Genomic DNA, 18,956 nt, shown 5'->3' on the forward strand with positions numbered 1-18,956 from the left:
CTGGGCGAACACCTTCTTTGGGAGGTGCTGTTTAAAAGTTTCGGATATAAGAATGGGCGGCCTTGGGGTCGCCCATTTTTATTGGATGATGGAGCCAATCCGAGTCAGGATACGGTGTACGCCATCAACAGCCAGAATCTGGCGTCAACTTGAAATGGTATCCACTCCCCGAGTGCTGGCCTGGAGCTGCTGTCGGTAATTGGCTGCTCGTTGAAGCACTCGGGTCAAGGACTGAAAGCTTGTCGGTTTGGTTAAAATATCATTGGCTCCGGCGGCCCTGAAACGTTCAATCTCGCTCGAAAAAGCGTTTGCGGTGAAAGCAACGATATAGCAAGTATCGCCCAGTGGTCGTTGGCGGATTTTACGCATGGCCGCTAATCCATCCATAACAGGCATATTGATATCCATGAAAATGATATCCGGAGTCGATGTCATACATTGATTGACCGCCTCCAGGCCATTTGACGCGAGGTCAGGCGTATAACCCAATGCCTGTAACATCGCCAGAGCAACTTTCTGGTTAATTGGATGATTCTCCACCAGCAGGATATCCAGTGGATAATCCTGGGCAAAAGAAGCGTCGAAACCAACCGCTGCCTGATTGTTCTCGATGGGCATCTCCGAAACTGAAAAAAGCTCCATGGGGAGTGAGAAAAAGAACGTCGATCCAACGCCAGGCTGACTGGTAAAGGACAACGTCCCCTGTTGTGCCTCGACCAGATTCTTGCAAATGGAAAGACCGAGCCCGCTCCCGGTAAAGCGTTGACTGGTCGGCCCTTTAAACTGGGTAAAGGGCTTGAACAGGCTGCTTTGCCGAGCCAGGGGGATACCTATGCCGGTATCGCGTATGGAGAAGTCGAGGCGCGCTCGAGGGCCGTAATCACGAGTCGTGACCACGAGTGATACTTGTCCGGCTTCGGTGAATTTGACCGCATTGCCCAACAAGTTGATCAATATCTGGCGAAGGCAATCGCTATCGGCTTTGACCCACGGCGGAACGTCCGGTGAGACCTGGGCCTCAAGGACTATTGGCTTGTCCTGAATGTTTTGCCGGATCATTTCAATACTGGATGAAACCAGTACTCTCACGTCGAATACACGAGGCTTCAATTCAAGTTTGCCCGCTTCGATTTTTGCCAAGTCAAGAATATTGTCGATCAGAGACAACAGGGTTCGTCCACTGGTATGAATCGTTTTGACCAGATTGTTTTGCTCTGGAGTGAGGGCAGACCCAGCCAACAACTCGGTCGCGCCGATAACCCCGTACATGGGGGTGCGGATTTCATGACTCATGGTGGCCAAGAATCTGGTTTTTGAACGATCAGCGTCCTCGGCGGCATTTTTTGCCTGATTCAATACCTGTTCGTTTATTTGCAGTTGCTGAAGATGCGCACGCATGCGTAAAAGACTGAAGGCGAGAAATACCAGAATGGCAAGGATGATATGGTGCAGGGAGTCCTGATTGAGGTGGTGGTAGTAATCCGCCAACGTCATCTCCGCCCCCACCACATAAACCGTTCCGTCCTGGGACTTCATTGGGACGAAGACAGCGCGAAAGTCTCCCCAGTGATCCGAGTAATCGATCCAGGTGGGCTCAGTGCGCTCGAAACTGTCGAGCAAAGCCTGACTGGCATCGGGATAAGGATCGAAAAAACGTACGAAATTCTGCTCTTGAATTTCTTTTTTCGATGCGCTGGAGCTGATCAGATAGGCTTCCCCAGCGCGTTTGACCACGCTGTAGACAAACGCGGTGCCCATGGACTCGTTGAACCTGGAGAGCCGCTGAATGGCATCCCAGTCTTGCGCTTCCGTTTTCGACTGTTTGTCGATCAGATTGTCATGGTAGCGGTCGCCGAGGATGGCCGAAGCGCCCAACGCGGCATGCAGCAGCTTGTTATTAATGTTGTCAGTGAGGATTCCTTGGGTCTCGACGTAAAGGTAGTAGATATAACCACTGACACCTACGATGTAGACCAAAAGTAACGCCCATGTTTTCCGTCTGAGTTTGAACATTCATCACAGCCTCCATACTGTGAGCTCAAGCATAAATTGAACACTGGTTGAAAACCAATATTTCTCAGTGCGGAAATTACTTGACCGAAGTGTCAGTTTTTGGGTTTCCTGGGTGGTCACGATTTTGCGGTAGAGTCCAATATAGTGGACGTTTGAAGGCTATTGCTCCTATATCAATAAATTTGCAGGCGATATTTTAGCAACCTCTTGCGAAATGCTGTGTGGATCAATTTGAGGAATGATATTAAACGTCGGATATAAAAATGGGCGACCCTGGAGTCGGAGTCGCCCATTTTTATTGGCGGAATTATAGCTGCGCCCGTAACTGTCGCCCGACCACGTCCAGCATGCAGCACATCGACAGGCGCTGCGGTGTCGATCAAGCAGGGACGGGATCGTGCAGTCGATGCCGTATCGAGTCATGGTTGAACCTCCTGAACGAAATTGGGCAAAGGCTAGATTACCCGTCACGAAGATTTGAATAAGTCTGCCTATTGCGTTCGATCATTTAGTTAAAGAAAGTCAGACTTCTTTTCTCCACGCGGAAAAGGTGATGGCTGTTCCTTCTTCCTCGTTATCCTTGATCTCGATCTTGTAGGTGGCACCACCTGCAACGCCTTCAATCAATGCCTTTTCATCGTTCGCACTTAACTCGGCACCCTTGGCATTCTGTTTGTAAAACTCGACGACGTCGGAGAACTCGGTATAGGTTTTCAGCATGACCTCGAAATCATGTCGTGGGCGGCCTGCCAATTCGTCGAAATCACCGTAAATCGGTGCGCCTTTCATGCCGGGCGTGGTGTACACGCCATCGACGCCGGCGCCCGCCAGATGGGCATTCTTCGGAAGCAACGGGAGCATCGCCTTCGGGAAGTCGGAAGGTAATTGCGAGGCGTTCCAGGAGTCTTTTTTCGGGTCAGTGGTGATGTATTCGACCGTGGCAATTTTTTGCGCTCGAGCACGTGTTTCGGGATCTTCACTTTCGGCCCAATACGCAATCAATGGCGGCAACTGTTTGCTCCAGACAATGATTGGGTCCGCGTCGCTCTTCTTGGCGCCTTTCGCCTGGAAGATGGTCAGCACGGTTTCTGGACCGGGATTGCAGGACAACGACTCTGTGCGTGATTTGACGGTACAGTGCCCATTGACCAGCCCAACGGCGATCAACTGCCCCTTTTCGTCCAGCAACAGCGCGCCGCGTTCGTCGCCGTGGTTACCGTCATCCATGGCGGTAAGCATCTTGCGCCCGGCAGGCACACCTTCCTCAAACGTCGAGAACTCTGAATCGAGAGATTCCAGTACTTGCGTCACGATCAACGAGCCATCGTTGGTGTAGCTGCCTGTCGCGTAACCGATGAAGTCAATCAAGGCGGCCCGTATCGCCGGATCTTCGTTGAGCTGTGGTGCGTGCTCCGGGGCAGGGTCGTTGGTGAGCAGCAGCACAGTGGCACCGTCTTCGCGCTTTTCTGATCGAAGTGACAGCGCAACGGCGTCAAGAGAAAGGGTCAATGCCAGAAGCATGGCGAATGGTCGTGCAATGGTAACCAAGGGTTCATTCCTTTGTTGGGTGGTGATCCGGTTTCTTTGGGAGTGACTTGTCGATGGCAATGCATCGGAAGCAAAAGGGGGACAGATTATTTTCATGGTCACGTAGAAACAAATCTGTCTCCACCATGGTTTTTAATATCGACGAACTCCGAGCGAGCCTGTCTTCTTGGTTAACGCTAAGGTAAATGCCTCCTCCGACGTGAACTTCAGTGTTTCCAGCCAGCTCATAAACCACTCGACGTCCAGTGCCGCGAATATCTTTAGCCACTCAGCTTTTTTGCCTCCGCAAGCGGGTACTGCTGTCCCACTCAGTCCATGACCCTTGCCTTCGAAAAACAAAAAGTAGTCATCGTCGTAGCAGTAGCCGATCAATTTTGGCCAGTCAGCGCTGTGGGGTTGCTCCGGTACAAGATCCTTTTCGGCAATCACATAATAATTTCGGACTTTGTGGGGCTGTAGGGGAGGACGGTAGCTAGAAAGCCAGATCAGGCATTGAGTTGCTTTATCGGAGTCGTCCATCCAAGTCGATACTTTCTTGTCCAGTTCCGTAAATGTTCCTGCGGTGCCCATGCGATAAAACATTAACCAACCGTCTCGTCCTTCGTTGACTATTAAGTAGGTGTACCCATGAGCTTCGACGGTCAACGACCAACAGCCGAAATATACTCGCTGATCCGAGAACTCGGTGACGGTGAATCCAGCATGTTGAACAGCATTTTGCAGATCGGGATAAGGCAATTGGCATACTCCTAGCAAAGTCTAAGTTCGCACCTTGAATTTTGCGCCTCCTCCGTGAGGAGGGGGAGGTCGGCCAGACGATTCTCAGGTTTGTTTTCATGAGCGCTTAGAAAATAAATCTGTCCCTTTGTCCTTATTTTGTGCTTATAAATTTTCTAGATTTGTTGGTCCGCCATCATTTAGAAGTTTTGTCATTCGCCGATTGTAAAGCTCAATGTCTTGTGCGTTGTTGGCTTTGTTCAGTTCTTGACGCAGGAATCCCATGGAGTTAGATATTATCTGCTTTTCATTTCTAGACAAGTCGCGGATTAGATCGAACCCATTTGCAGCTAGGGCTGGAATCTTTTTTCGCATGTAGTAATAACAGCCAATATTTTCGAGAAGATCATTTGCATCTTCTACGGTGTTATTAATGGTTGCTACGTATTTTTTGAATGCGTTTGCTAATATGGGCTCTGGACTTTTTTGTGTTTTTAGAAAGCCGCAAAGTCCTTGCCAGTTAATGATGTGTAGCTGAGTTCCCCAGTCAGGATCTTTCGTGAAATAAATGCCAGCCCCTCTGAAGTAGGCTGGGAATTCGTCTCTATTTAGCGCTTTTTCAAAGTTGCTGATCATTGGAGTTGTTCCCAGTCGTCAAATTGGCTCAGAAGTTTGTCCATGTCAGCTCCGTGATTGATTTTTTCGGACCCGATCAGGGCAGCTTCCTTCGTTCCGCTTTTTGTTTCGCCTCCAGGTACCCATTCTTTTGGATAGGCACCTGCTTCATTGCCATTTGGAATTTCATATTTAAATCTAGGATCATCAGGCTTGATTTTGACGAGGTAGATTTTGGCGGAGGAAAGGTCCGAGGCACCAAGGTTGAGCTCCTTGTTGAGCACTTGCCAGTTACCCCCACTAGCTTTGTATTTGGCAACCACGGTATCCATCTCTGATGGCAATCCTACAAATTTTCTAGGAGGGAATGTTGGATAACTAGAGCGTTCAATCCATTCGTCAATAACGACAAAGGAGCCTCCCTGCTGCTTGAAGGCTTCTTCGTGCATATTTACATAATGCTCCGGTAGATATTCACGTGTGTCAGCAGGCCTATTTCCTTTTTCAAGGTTAATCACTTCATCGTACTTAGCCTGGGACATGGGAATATTGTCGGGTTTCGTTGCATTTGCCGAATTATTGGGCAGCTTGCAATCAGGACCAGGACACGTTGAACTCAGCCCCAACGGATCCACCCATCCCGTAGGGTTAGGCACGTACTGGTAGTTGTTCAACCCACCCGCAAGCTTGATCGGATCCGGCGTCAGATACCGTCCAGTTCCCGGATTGTAGTAGCGATGCCGGTTGTAATGTAAGCCCGTTTCGGCGTCGAAGTACTGACCCTGGAAGCGCAGCGGGTTGTCGATTTCAGCGACATCCAGCGTAGCGAGGTTGCCGTAGGCCCGGTATTTAGCCGACCACATGATCTCTCCGCTGTAGTCGGTGAGTTCTTGTGGCGTGCCGAGATGATCGAGTTGGTAATAGAAAGGTGTAGCGCTCAGCGGGCCTTCGCCATCAAGCATCGCCAAAGGGCGGAAGCTGCCGGGTTCATAAATGTAAGTGCGATAGCGGTTGTCGGCGCTTTCAGCGATGAGGCGTTCGCCTTGCCACAGGAATTCTGTGGTTTGGCCGTCTACGGTTTTGGCGATGCGTCGGCCGAAGGCGTCGTATTTGTAGCTCGCGGTGCTGCCACCCGGCAGGCTGACGCCGATTAAACGGTGCTGGCAGTCGTAACGATATTCGGTGACGAGTTTCTGCCCGGTGCCGCGACGTTCGCGGATCAGATTGCCGTGGGCGTCGTAGTCATAGTGGCGGTCGCCCTGCATGAGCAGGCGGTTGCCTTTGACGTTGGCAAGATTCGCGGCCGGCTGGTCGCCTTGGCCCAGGAGGTTGCCCGCCGGGTCGTGGGCGAAGCTTTCAGGCGTAGCTCCGCGCACACTGATCAGGCGATCGAGCGGATCATAGTGATAGCTGCGGTTGCCTTTGCGGCTGTCATCGATACCCGCGAGGTTGCCGTTGGCATCGTAGGAGTAGCGGCGACGGAACAGGTTGCGGTCCTGCTGGCTGACGGTGTGGGCTTGCAGGCGACCTTGTTCGTCGTACTGGTATTGGCTGAGCAGCAGGCCTTGTTGGCGCTGCTGTTCGCGACCGGCGTTGAACTGGTGGTTGGTCAGGCGGGAGCCGTTGAGGTCGATGCTGCTCAACTGGCCACCAGGCTGGTGGCGGTAGTCGAGCTTGCTGCCGTCCGGCAGGCGGCAGTGCTTCAGTTGGCCGACGCTGTCGTACTCGTAGCGCAGGGTGCCCCAACCCTGGTGTTCGGTGATGAGGCGGTCTTGCAGATCGTATTCGTAGGCTAGGGGCCAGTGGCCGTCGTTGACGTTGACGAGGCGGCCGAGGGCGGATGGGATCGGGGGGAGAAGTCTATAGATCGAAACGAGTTCTGAGATAGAGTGGAGTCTAAACTGTACAAAAAATACATTAGATTACGAACGCTTCATGGGCTTAATTTTTTAGCTTCCAGCTACTATTGATGCAGAGTTAAGTTTTTTCTATGTGGTACTTTTGAGCGTGTCTCAGAATAGGTCTAAAGGAGGGGTGGTGAGCGATGAAGCCAATGCTTTAAGCAAGTTTTTGAGCTATGTATTACGTCATAAGCCTGAGCACATTGGGCTTGAGTTGGACAGTGAAGGATGGGCTGCGGTCGCTGAGCTGATCTCCGGCGCGGCAGAGAAAGGGATTTTCATAAATTCTTCAAAAATTCAAGAGTTGGTTTCGCTAAGCGATAAGAAACGTTTCGAAATTTCAAGTGATGGGCTTAAAGTTCGCGCAGTACAAGGGCATTCGTCAAAGCTAGTTAACAGAAGTTATGTTGAGTTTAAGCCTCCTTTGTTTTTATATCATGGCACGGCGACACGCTTCTTAGATTCTATCCGTCAACATGGTTTAATTGCGGGTGAAAGGCATCATGTGCATTTGACCCAAGATAAGAGTTCAGCGTTGGAAGTCGGTCGGCGCTACGGAAAGGTAGTGGTTCTAAAAATCAATAGTAATTTAATGCATGTAGAGGGATTTAAGTTTTTCAAGGCGGAAAATGATGTATGGTTAACCGCTTGTGTGCCACCAGAGTTTATAGATGAAGTTGAGGAAGAGTAGCTTGGCTACTCTTCTTCTTCCCATTTTTGGTGGGTTTTTATTGCCTCACTTAACCAAGCATCAAAGTTGTTATAGGTTCCGTGTAGCTCCCAGCCTTCTGAAGCATAGGCGTGGATGATTAGTACTTTTGGCTCTCCAGAACTATCGTGGCCATCGAAGCAGGCAATGTCGTCGTTAGCATTAAATTTTGCAAATGGTATTAGCTCTCTTTTTGGATAAAGTTGTTTTAATGTGTGATGCCAATAATCTACATCTCCATCTTCAAATACAATGAGCCACCAAGGCTCAATGTCAATGGGTGGATTGAGGTTGATAGTAGTTATAAAGCTTTCCGGATAGAGAAAATCCTGTCTGTTTTTTATTTTTAAATAAATACTCATTCTTTACCACTCAGTTTTGGCAGTTCATGTGATCCGTAAGGTGTTTCTTTACCGAAACGTTTAGGTGACTGTTTACCTACTCGTAGCTCGATTGCTTGTCCCCACGTATCCGGTTTCTTCCCTTTTACGGCAAAGCGATGTTGTTCTGACTCGGTTACGACGTCGTTATATCCACGCTCTCTAGCCTCCACTTTGATTCCCGCTTCACGTGCAGCCCTTACGCGAGTGTTGTCCATGCTGGTTAGATGACCATCTGGCATTCGTACGACATCAATAGGGTCGCCTTGCCAGCCTTTCTCTCTCATGCTAGTGACTAAATTGTCATACGTATAATTATTTCCATTTCTGTCAATTTTGTTATACGAAACTGACGTTTGGGAGAAACGCACTTCGTTGGGATCAATAGATCTTACTTTGGGGCAGTTTGCCACTGTACTACTCAACCCCAACGGATCCACCCACCCCGTAGGGTTAGGCACGTATTGGTAGTTGTTCAACCCACCCGCCAGCTTGATCGGGTCCGGCGTCAAAAACCGTCCAGTCCCCGGATTGTAGTAGCGATGCCGGTTGTAGTGTAAACCCGTTTCCGCATCGAAATACTGACCTTGGAAACGCAGCGGGTTGTCGATTTCGGCGACGTCCAGCGCGGCAAGGTTGCCGTAGGCGCGATATTTGGCCGACCACATGATTTCACCGCTGTAGTCGGTGAGTTCCTGCGGGGTGCCGAGGTGGTCGAGTTGGTAGTAGAACGGCGTGGCTTTCAGTGGGCCTTCGCCATCGAGCATGGCCAGTGGGCGGAAGCTGCCGGGTTCGTAGATGTAGCTGCGATAGCGGTTGTCAGCGCTTTCGGCGATGAGACGTTCGCCTTGCCACAGGAATTCCGTGGTGTGGCCATCGACGGTTTTGGCGATGCGGCGGCCAAAGGCGTCGTACTTGTAGCTTGCGATGCTGCCGCCGGGGAGGCTGACACCGATCAGGCGATGTTGGCAGTCGTAGCGATACTCGGTGACGAGTTTCTGCCCGGAGCCGCGACGTTCGCGAATCAGGTTGCCGTGGGCATCATAGTCATAGTGGCGGTCGCCCTGCATCAGCAGGCGGTTGCCTTTGACGTTAGCGAGGTTCGCGGTCGGTTGGTCGCCTTGGCCCAGGAGGTTGCCCGCCGGATCGTGGGCGAAGCTTTCCGGGGTGGTGCCACGGACGTTGATCAGGCGATCGAGCGGATCATAGTGATAGCTGCGGTTGCCTTTGCGGCTGTCATCGATACCCGCGAGGTTGCCGTTGGCATCGTAGGAGTAGCGGCGACGGAACAGGTTGCGGTCCTGCTGGCTGACGGTGTGGGCTTGCAGGCGACCTTGTTCGTCGTACTGGTATTGGCTGAGCAGCAGGCCTTGTTGGCGCTGTTGTTCGCGACCGGCGCTGAACTGGTGCGTGGTCAGGCGCGAGCCGTTGAGGTCGATGCTGCTCAGGCGTCCACCGGGTTGGTGGCGGTAGTCGAGTTTGCTGCCGTCGGGGAGGCGGCAGTGGCTGAGTTGGCCGAGGTTGTCGTACTCGTAACGCAGGGTGCCCCAGCCTTGGTGCTCAGTGACGAGGCGATCTTGCAGGTCGTATTCGTAGGCGAGGGGCCAGTGGCCGTCGTCGACGTTGACGAGGCGGCCGAGGGCGTCGTAGCTGTAGTGAATTTCCTCGCCATCGGCCAGGGTTTTCACTAGCAGGCGGCCAGCGGCGTCGCGTTGGTACTCGGTGATTAGCTCACTGCCGTCTTCGCCGAATTCGGTTTTCTTCAGCAGTTGGCCGTTGAGGTCGTACTCGTAGGCAGTGCGGCGACCGTCGAAACCGGTTTCCTGTTGGATCAGGCCATTCGGGTAGTAATCGAGGTGGTAGTGTTCACCGCGTTCGTTTTCGATCTCAGTGAGCAGCAAGCGTGAGTTGTCGTAGCGGTAGCGAAGCTGGCTGCCATCCGGGTTGAGGCGACGGCTGACCAGGTGCAGGCCATCGGCGTATTCGTAGCGGGTGACACGCCCCAACTCATCGCGTTCGGCAGTGACATTGCCGTAGGCGTTATAGGTGAACGCGCGGGTTGCACCGCCGGGCAGGGTGATTTGCGCGAGGCGGTTGGCGGCGTCCCATTGGTATTGGGTGATGGCGCCGGTTTCTTCCTGACGGGTGATCTGCCGGCCCAATGCGTCGTAACGGTATTTGCGTTGGCCGCCGTCGGGCAGGTGCTCTTCGAGCAACTGGCCGAGGTTGTTCCAGCCCAGCTGATGGCGGCTTCCATCGGGATGGCGGATTTCCAGCAGACGGCCCTGGCGGTCGTAGCTGTAGAGGGTGGAGTTACCGTCCGGGTCGATCTGTTGAGTGATGTCGCCCTGATTGTTGCGTTGATACTTCCAGGTAGCTTTGCCTCGGTGCACGTCACTGACGAAGCCGTTGCTGTATTCATACGAAACGGGTTCATCTTCCGGAGGAATGACCGCCGTCATCAAGCCATCTTCGTCGTACCGATACTCGGTAACAGCGCCTAGCGGATCTTTTTCTGCAATCAGCTGACCTTTATCGTTGTAGGCCTTCAGGTGTTCAGCGCCATCGGGATCGATCTTGCTGATAAGCCGTGCTTTATCGTCGTGGGTGTAAACCTCTTCGCTGCCGTCGGCGTTGGTAACGGTGACACTGCCTTTATCGTCCCAAGCGTAATGCGCTTCCATCTGTGAGAAGCTCGCCCAGTGATGGACGCATCGCGATAACTTGCCTTCGTTCTCCCACTCCCAAAAGAAACTCGCACCACCCGCCAGTTGCCGCTCAAGAATTACGTGTTGATCGTTGTAGCGATAGTGTTCGGCTTCACCGGCAGCGTTCTTCGCTTCAATCAGGCGATGTTGCGTGTCATAGCTGTACGTAACCAGCGTCTGGACGGTGTTCCAGGCGTCTTCCAGATTGTCGGCGGGAATGAACTGCTGATAGTCGACGGCGATGATGTGCTTGCGGTCATATCGCAAGAGCAGGGCGCGGCCGGCGCCGTTGTCGAGGCGTTTGATCCTGCCGTGGATATCACGGGTGATATGCAGCCGGTTGCCATAGCTGTCGCTGATGGCGATCAGGGTTGCGCCCTTGCTGTCGTAGCGGAAGTGGTAGAACGATGGACGGCTCCCGGCTTGAGCCAGGACCAGCTCCGACGGGTCGTCACCGATGAAAATCGCTGCCCGTGACAGGCTGTTGGTAATTGCCGGACGCTGTTGGCTAGGAAGTGGAAATGGCGTCGCCCGGTTTTCGTGGTCGGTCCAGATGACTTCATCGCCATTGATTTCGATTCGGTGTGCCAGCGCATGGCTCCAGCCATAACCCAGGCCACAATCGATTTCCACTGCGCTGCTTCGGTAAAGACGTGTCCACTCAAACGGCAGCAGGCCGTCGAGCTGGCCATCATTGAGTGTCAATAACTCTTCACCGGTGACCATCGATACAGGGCACTTATCGGTGCAGGTTTTGGCTGCGGGCTCAGCGCTTTTGTCGGCAGGTGTCTTGGCTTGCCTGGAAACGTCGTCGCCCGTTTTGCCCTTGCCCAGTTTTGCGTTTTTCTTCCCGTCAAAACGAACCTGTGCAATCCCTTTCTTCACCTGAGCCGTCACACCACGAGCCGCCACCGCGGTGTATTTCGCGACGTACTCCATGAAACCTTTGATGATCTTGAACATCGACTCCACAAAGCCGGTCACGGCCTTGATGACGATTTCGCCGTACTTTTTCAAGCGCGCGGCGAGGTAGATGACACCGGTACCCTCTGCAGCCACGGTCAGCACGATCGAAATCACGATGTCGATCGCGATGCCGACTACCGCTGCCGTGGTCATTTTTGCGACGTCACCGGCCATCTTCATCGGTGGCAGACCGGCCAGCCAGATCACGGCACTGCGTACCATCAGGAACAGAGCGGCCTCGTCGCTGGCCAGCAGCATGGCCTTCTTCATGACGTCTGGCGTTTCTTTTGCCAGTGCTATCAGTTTTTGGGTTCCGGCACCGAGGTCTTTGGCAAACTTGCTCGGGTCTTGCAGGATATCGAGCACCAGGCTGATACCGTCCCAAACCCCTTTGATCGCTTCCCAACCGCCTTCAAGGATGCCGTTGCCAATTGCCGAGGCCGTTCCCAAGGCGGATATGTTCGACCATTGCGGTTTGAAACCGGCCCATTCCTTGCGCAGGAAACCTTCCAGTTGACCGGTCAGGCCTTCATAGGATTTGAACAAGGTATCGATCTCAGCCGGCGTCACTTCGTGGTGAACACGGATCTTGTAGAACTTGCCGGGAACACCCTCCGTCCAGCTGGCTTTGCCCTGGGCGTCGAGTTTGACTTTGCTGACTGCGCCGCCTTCCACCGCAACGATTTCAACTTCGATGTCACCCAATGGGATGTCATACACCGATTCGAATTTGCTCTCGATCAGCAGTGGCCCCTTGAGCGGGCACTGGGCAACGTTCGAGGCGAAGTCGCCATCGGTCATGCTCACCGATTTGCTGGTGTTACCGACCTTTATCACGCGCTCCATGCCCAGCAGGGAGGGCAGGTCTGCGGCTCGACTGCCTTTGTCGGCGGCTTTCGCGTACCAGGTTTTGGTCTGTTCTTGATACAGCTTCAAGCTGTCCTTGAACGTGCTCAGTTGGTTGTCAACGTAGGCAACGCGATCCATCAGCCTTGCTCCAGAATTAGGTGGTTTAACAGTGCTTCATTCAGGTTTTTCGGAGCATCGGGCCGGCTCACGAAACGTGCGATTTTCAGCTTCAGATTGCTCTCGGGGTAAGCGGCGTAGATGTCTGGACGTTCCTCTTCCAGCCATTGCATCAGGTTGCCGATCAGGGTCGACGGGTTTTGCTTCGCCAGGCTGTCGAGCAGTTTCTGCGGCACCTCCCACCACGGCCAGTCTTTCGCCGGCGGCACCACCCTCGGCCCCACCTCCAGGCTCTTCCCATTAATCAGATACCGATCAAACACCGGCAGTACCTCACCGGCGGCATCGCCGAGACCTTCCAGAATCGGATAGATATGCCGTCCATCCCAAAAACGGAAAAACACTTGCGTCCCATCCGGCATCCGCACTTGAGTCAGGCTGCGCAGATGTTCGAACACCACATCCGGTGTGCTGGTTGAAACCGCCATCCAGCCCCAGTCCTGAGCATCCGTATCGGCAATCCACGTTAGAAAACTTGAGTTGGGTTTCAGCTCGATGAGGTAGGGCATCACCGGCTGCCAGCCCGCGTAGGGTGTACCACCCCAAATCGGGGTCGCCTGGGTTGTGGGTTCGTTTTGGTAAAGCGACTTGAGCGCTTCGGCATCACTGGCCGCACTAACAATCAAGTACAACCGCTCACCCGTCTGCAACGGCCGTTCAGCCAGCCACGCTTGTGGAGTCATCGGATCAGATCGCACAAGCACCTGCCTTGCACTTCTCGCACTCTTCACAGAACGGCGCATTGCGTTTCAGGGTGTTGATCTGCGCCGGCGTCAGTACCGCGCCAGCCTTGTCGGCATCAGCCTGTTTCAGCGCGCCGGGCATCAGCGGTGCCGCCCCGGTTCCGCTGCCGGGGCTGCCGCCGGAGTTCATGTTGATCACCGGTCCGCTCAGCGTCACGCCGCTGGCGTCGATCTTGATGAAGCTGCCGCCGGCCTTGAGGGTGAGTTCGCTGCCGGCTTCGAGCACGACTTTCATGCCGCTGCTCAGGTGGATTTCCTGGCCGGCTTCGATGAATTGGCCGGTGCCGACCTTGATGTGCTGGTTGACGCCCACGGTGAGGTGGTCGTTGGCGCGGGCTTCGACTTTGCGATCGGCATAGACGGTGTGGTGTTCTTCGGCCTTGAATTCGCTGTAGCTGTTTTGCTCAACGGTGTCGTGGCGTTCGTTGCCGACGCGGATTTTCTGGTCGTGCTCGACGTTTTCGTCCCAGTCGCGCTGGGCGTGCAGGAAGATCTGTTCCTGGCCCTTTTTGTCTTCGATGCGCAGCTCGTTGAATCCACCGCCGCCCGGAGAACTCAGGGTTTTGAAGGTGCTGCGGGTCTTGTTCGCCGGCAGGGCGTATGGGACGACGTTTTCCTTGTGGAACAGGCAGCCGCTGATTAGCGGTTGGTCGGGGTCACCTTCGAGGAAGCTGACCAGCACTTCCATGCCGATGCGTGGAATGGCGATGCCGCCGTAATGGGCGCCGGCCCAGGCGGAGGAGACGCGCAGCCAGCAGCTGGTCTTGTCGTCGGCCTGACCTTCGCGGTCCCAATGGAATTGCACTTTGACGCGGCCGTATTGGTCGCAGTGGATCTCTTCACCTTTTGGCCCGGTGACCACGGCGCTCTGGCTGCCGAGGATCCGTGGCTTGGGGTGGTTCAGCGGCGGACGGTTCGGCACGTCCCAGGGGGTAGCCTGGAAGCGGTTGCGGTAGCCCTGGTGGAAATCGTCCTTGAGGTTGGTGGTGCTGCTGGTCACCGACTCTTCCAGCACTTGCGGCTGTTTGCCTTCGTGGAGGATTTCGGTCAGCAGCCACAGGTCGTTCCACTTGGCCTTGGGGTGTTGGGTCAGGGCCAGGAAGTGGCCGCTGACCAGCAACGGCTGATCGCTTCGGCCTTCGGCCAACTGGAAGTCGCTGCGGTGACGCTCGAGGGCGCGTTTGGCCAGGTGCTTGCCGCGTTCGCGGTCGATGAAGCGACCGGGGTAGTCGTAGTCTTCGAGGTCGGGCAGGGCGTCGCCACGGTTCTCGCTTTCCAGTTTCAGGCGCGGTTTTTCGAAGTCGTAATCGCGGCGGGTGGTGCGGCTGGTGCGGGTTTCCAGGCGCAGGTCGAAGCGCTTGATTACCGGGTCGTTGGCGACCATGCCGGAGTCTTGCTGATAGGCCACGGGCGCGAGTTTCGGGAACACCGTCTGGTCATCGCCGAACACTAGCTTGTGGGCCGTGGCGCTGTGCTGGAAGTGGTAATGGATACCTTCTTCCTCGCACAGGCGCTGGATGAATTGCAGGTCCGATTCATCGTACTGCACGCAGTAAATGCGCTCGGGATAAATCGCCCCGACTTTGAATTCGTAGGCATTGCTCTGGATGCCGTGCTCTTCGAGGACCATGCCGACGATTTTCGGCACGGTGAGGTTCTGGAAGATGCGTTGGTTGATGCGGTGCGCCAGGTAGGACAGCTGCGGACGCAGGGTCACGGCGTAGCGGGTCAGGCGTTTGCCCGAATCGCCCTGGGCGGCGCGGTAGATCTGGCCATGAATGCCGCTGCCGTCAGGCGAGAGCTGCAAGAAGGCCGGTTTGTGCAATAGCGTTTCGAGGTCCAGGGACGGCTGCTCGCTGACCAGCTCCACCTCAAACACAAAAGGCTGGCTGATGGCTTCCCGACCTTGCAGGGCAAGGACCTGGAGATCGTTTTCCAGACCTTCGACAGTCAGGGCAAAGTGAGTCTGATTGGCCGGCGCGAACATCCCTTGTTCCTCGTGCAGTGCTGCGGCGCGCGTTGACACCCGAAAGCCGGATCAACGGACGCGAAAATTCTTGGAGGGCGCAAATGACATCGACCAGCAGAGCTGGCCGATGTTTGGAACCGTCAGCCGCGATTAAGCGACTGGAACACGCCAGTCATCGGAACCCGAAGTACCGGATACTTCGTGGGTCCAGGTGATTTTGCGGTAGGTGAATTGCACTTCTTCCAGGTGCGTGAAGTGCGAGTTCGACGGATCCTGGCAGTTGTGCATTTTGTTGTTGATGGCGACGATGATCGCGTCTTCCAGTTTGGTGGTGTAGTAGTGCTCTTGGGTACCTTGAGCCGAAGTGCGGTACCACTGGATAACGATTTCGCTCATGCGCTCGCCGGAGGTCAGGGCCGCTTGCAGCAGTGGCGAAGACTTGTCGTAGACCTTGGTGATTACGACTGGCTTGTGTACACGCTGACCGGTCGGTTGGCCGGACTGTGGGTCACGCGGGATGATCACGTCGTGGCTGAAAGCCTGAACCATGACTTGGTCTTCGTGGCCTTCCTGGTAGGTGTTGCCAACGGAGTCGGCGGTGAAGGCGCCGGCGGTGATCAGGCCTTGTTTCTCGCCAGTAACGGACATGTACGCTGGTGTAGCCATGGATGTGCTCCTTGCTAAAAGTTAGGGTGCCCGGGAGGCGGTATCGCCCGGTGGGTGCCTGACTGTTATCAAGGAGCGTGCCAGAAATGTTTTTTGCCATATAAATCAAGTGGTTGATGCTGTTTTTAAAACGTTGAGAGGTTTTTCGGCAGCGATCACCTGAAAAAGTGCGCAAAATATTGCGCAGTGGTGCGCAAGAAGTTGCGCACTCGGCTGGAGGGCTTGATCCACCTGGCGTTCAGCGATGTTGAGGTGTATTTGGGACGAATAACTGCGCAAGAAGTTGCGCATCAAGGCTATGAGCGATCATCCCGATAGACCCAGCCGTCTGTCCGGGCAATTCCAGTGGCGATGGAATTTTTTTCCGGACCTGTCGCTCTGCTGATGTAGAGACGTGCCGATTCAACGTCCGCCAGCGAGCACCCGGTAAGCCATGAACAAGACCCTGGACGATTACAACCGCATGCGTGACTTTGTGGCGACTCCGGAACCGGCCGCCGCCAAGCGTTCGGGCAAAAAAGCGGTGAAGGATCATGCGCTGCAATTCTGCATTCAGAAACATGACGCCTCGCACCTGCACTATGACTTTCGCCTGGAGCTCGATGGCGCGCTGAAAAGTTGGGCCGTGCCGAAAGGCCCGTCGCTGGACCCCAAGGTCAAGCGCCTGGCAATCCACGTCGAAGACCATCCGCTCGATTACGCCACGTTCGAAGGCACCATTCCCGAAGGGCATTACGGCGCCGGCGAGGTGATCGTTTGGGACCGTGGGGTATGGATTCCCCAGGACGACCCGGCCAAGGCGTACGCCAAGGGCCGGCTGAAATTCGAGTTGCAAGGGGAGAAGCTCGGCGGCCTGTGGAACCTCGTGCGCACGCACATGCCGGGCAAGCAGGAGCAATGGTTTCTGATCAAGCATCAGGACGGCGCGGCCAGGCCCGAAAGCGATTACGACGTGGTCGCCGCCGAGCCCGACAGCGTACTCAGCGATCGCACCATTGTCGCCAAGTCGAAACCCAGTCCCGTAAAAAAGCCAGCGGCGAGGGCGCGCAGAGAGCGCTCATCACAGCTGACAGGCGCTCGTAAAGCCAGACTGCCGGAGCTGCTCAAACCCGAATTGGCGACACTGGTGGAGTCCGCGCCGGACGGCGAATGGAGCTATGAGATCAAGTTCGACGGCTACCGGGTCATGGCGCGCATCGACCACGATGAGGTCAAACTCTTCACCCGCAACGGTCACGACTGGACTCACAAATTGCCGGAGCAGGCTGCAGCGCTGGCGGCGTTAGGCTTGGAATCGGCCTGGCTCGACGGCGAAATGGTGGTGGCGGACGAGCAGGGTGTTCCGGATTTTCAGGCGCTGCAAAACGCCTTCGATGCCGGTCGTAGTGCCAGCATCGTTTACTACCTGTTCGATTTGCCTTACCTCAACGGCGTGGACCTGCGCGAAGTTCCTGTCGAAGCGCGCAGGGCGGCGCTGGCGACTGTGCTCAAGCCCAATGAAAACCCTCTGTTGCGGTTCTCCGACACGTTCAACGAGTCCCCGGAGGCGTTACTCGACAGCGTCTGCAAAATGCACATGGAAGGGTTGATTGGCAAACGCCTGGGCTCGCCTTACGTGTCCCGGCGCAGCAGTGACTGGATCAAACTAAAGTGCAAGCATCGGCAGGAATTCATCGTGGTCGGCTTCACCGATCCCAAAGGCTCGCGCAGTGCCTTTGGCGCGTTGCTGCTGGGGCTGCACGACCGTGACAGCGGGGAATTGCGCTATGCGGGCAAGGTCGGCACCGGATTCAGCGAGGCGAGCCTCAAGCGTCTTTACGAACAACTGAAACCGCTGCAGGCGAAAAAGCCCTCGGTGGTGAACCCGCCCACCGGTGTTGAAGCCAAGGGTGTGCATTGGCTCAAACCCGTTCTGCTGGCGGAAGTGGCCTTCGCCGAGATGACGAAGGACGGCTCGGTGCGCCAGGCCGTGTTCCATGGGCTGCGCGAGGACAAGCCTACCGCCGACATCACCGAGGAGCGTCCGACAACCGTGAAAACCTCAACCACTAAAACTAAAACCTCCCAAGCGACACCGTCACAAGTCGGCCTGGAGCAGGGCAAGGTGCGCATCACGCATCCGGATCGGGTGATCGATGCCAGCAGCGGCACCACCAAGATGCAATTGGCGGAGTATTACGCCAGCGTCGCCGAGTGGATTCTGCCGCAACTCAAGGACCGGCCGGTGGCGCTGGTGCGCGCACCGGACGGCATCACCGGCGAACTGTTCTTTCAGAAGAACGCCGAGAATCTGGCCATACCCGGCATTGTCACTCTGGACAAGGCACTGACCGGCCAACCGATGATGGTCATCAACAATGCCGAAGCCCTGATTGGCGCAGTGCAGATGAGCACCGTGGAGCTGCACACCTGGAACGCCACGTCGGTCGATCTGCACAAGCCCGACCGCTTCGTCCTCGACCTCGACCCGGATCCGGCGTTGCCCTGGAGGAGCATGGTCGAAGCGACCCGGCTGATCCTCACAGTGCTGGATGAGCTGGGGCTCAAGGCGTTTCTCAAGACCAGCGGCGGCAAGGGGATTCACCTGGTCGTACCGCTGACCCGCAAACACGGTTGGGACGAGGTCAAGGACTTCAGCCATGCGATTGTCAGTCACATGGCCAAGCTGCTGCCGGAACGATTTTCCGCAGTGTCGGGGCCGAAAAACCGGGTTGGGCGCATCTTCATCGATTACCTGCGCAACGGTCTCGGCGCCACCACGATCTGCGCTTATGCCGTGCGCAGCCGCGAAGGGTTGCCAGTGTCGGTACCGATCTTTCGCGAAGAAGTGGCTGAGCTCAAGGGCGCCAATCAATGGAACCTGCACACCGTGCATGAGCGCCTGGCCGAGGTGGGCGATGAACCCTGGGCCGAGCTGAAGAAAACCCGGCAGACGATTACCGCCGAGATGCGGCGACGGATCGGGATGTAGGAGCCAGGCTTGCCGGCGAAGGCG

The 18,956-nt window shown here is 55.3% G+C and carries 12 protein-coding genes; 2 read left to right on the top strand and 10 right to left on the bottom strand.

Annotation, left to right across the window (positions count from 1 at the left end):
• Positions 1-144: 144 nt before the first annotated feature.
• The 5 genes from ACEN8R_RS06490 to ACEN8R_RS06510 form a co-directional block, all read right to left on the bottom strand.
• Positions 145-2,013: an ATP-binding protein gene (locus tag ACEN8R_RS06490; protein WP_428634048.1), complete on the bottom strand. Its 1,869-nt coding sequence runs from the start codon at positions 2,011-2,013 to the stop codon at positions 145-147.
• 522 nt (positions 2,014-2,535) lie between these two features.
• Entirely contained in the window at positions 2,536-3,534 is a 999-nt protein-coding gene (locus ACEN8R_RS06495; protein WP_408981128.1) for a hypothetical protein, read from the bottom strand.
• 159 nt (positions 3,535-3,693) lie between these two features.
• Positions 3,694-4,299 (bottom strand): hypothetical protein, encoded by a 606-nt coding sequence (locus tag ACEN8R_RS06500; RefSeq protein ID WP_428634051.1) that lies wholly within the window; start codon positions 4,297-4,299, stop codon positions 3,694-3,696.
• 144 nt (positions 4,300-4,443) lie between these two features.
• Positions 4,444-4,914 carry a hypothetical protein gene (locus ACEN8R_RS06505; protein ID WP_428634054.1) on the bottom strand — a complete coding sequence of 157 codons (471 nt, stop codon included), beginning with the start codon at positions 4,912-4,914 and terminating at the stop codon, positions 4,444-4,446.
• Entirely contained in the window at positions 4,911-6,536 is a 1,626-nt protein-coding gene (locus ACEN8R_RS06510; RefSeq protein WP_495624661.1) for an RHS repeat domain-containing protein, read from the bottom strand. Before ACEN8R_RS06510 ends, ACEN8R_RS06505 begins: the two co-directional genes overlap by 4 nt.
• Positions 6,537-6,930: 394 nt before the next feature.
• On the opposite strand from ACEN8R_RS06510, the gene ACEN8R_RS06515 reads away from it, so the two are divergent.
• Positions 6,931-7,485 (top strand): RNA 2'-phosphotransferase, encoded by a 555-nt coding sequence (locus tag ACEN8R_RS06515; protein ID WP_495624662.1) that lies wholly within the window; start codon positions 6,931-6,933, stop codon positions 7,483-7,485.
• 5 nt (positions 7,486-7,490) lie between these two features.
• On the opposite strand, the gene ACEN8R_RS06520 is transcribed toward ACEN8R_RS06515, so the two are convergent.
• The 5 genes from ACEN8R_RS06520 to ACEN8R_RS06540 form a co-directional block, all read right to left on the bottom strand.
• Complete coding sequence (locus ACEN8R_RS06520) at positions 7,491-7,865, bottom strand: SMI1/KNR4 family protein (protein WP_495624663.1); 375 nt, start codon at positions 7,863-7,865, stop codon at positions 7,491-7,493.
• On the bottom strand, positions 7,862-12,544 hold the full coding sequence (locus ACEN8R_RS06525) for an RHS repeat-associated core domain-containing protein (RefSeq protein ID WP_495624664.1): 4,683 nt from the start codon (positions 12,542-12,544) through the stop codon (positions 7,862-7,864). Before ACEN8R_RS06525 ends, ACEN8R_RS06520 begins: the two co-directional genes overlap by 4 nt.
• Complete coding sequence (locus ACEN8R_RS06530; RefSeq protein ID WP_495624665.1) at positions 12,544-13,266, bottom strand: DUF4123 domain-containing protein; 723 nt, start codon at positions 13,264-13,266, stop codon at positions 12,544-12,546. The genes ACEN8R_RS06525 and ACEN8R_RS06530 overlap by 1 nt, the downstream gene beginning before the upstream one ends.
• 4 nt (positions 13,267-13,270) lie before the next feature.
• On the bottom strand, positions 13,271-15,313 hold the full coding sequence (locus ACEN8R_RS06535; RefSeq protein ID WP_495624666.1) for a type VI secretion system Vgr family protein: 2,043 nt from the start codon (positions 15,311-15,313) through the stop codon (positions 13,271-13,273).
• A 132-nt stretch (positions 15,314-15,445) separates the two neighbouring features.
• Positions 15,446-15,961, bottom strand: coding sequence for an Hcp family type VI secretion system effector (locus tag ACEN8R_RS06540; protein ID WP_007900657.1), 516 nt, complete (start codon positions 15,959-15,961; stop codon positions 15,446-15,448).
• Between the two features lie 433 nt (positions 15,962-16,394).
• On the opposite strand from ACEN8R_RS06540, the gene ligD reads away from it, so the two are divergent.
• Positions 16,395-18,932, top strand: coding sequence for a DNA ligase D (gene ligD / locus ACEN8R_RS06545; protein ID WP_495624667.1), 2,538 nt, complete (start codon positions 16,395-16,397; stop codon positions 18,930-18,932).
• Positions 18,933-18,956: the final 24 nt, after the last annotated feature.

The organism is Pseudomonas sp. Pseusp15 (genome assembly GCF_059492165.1).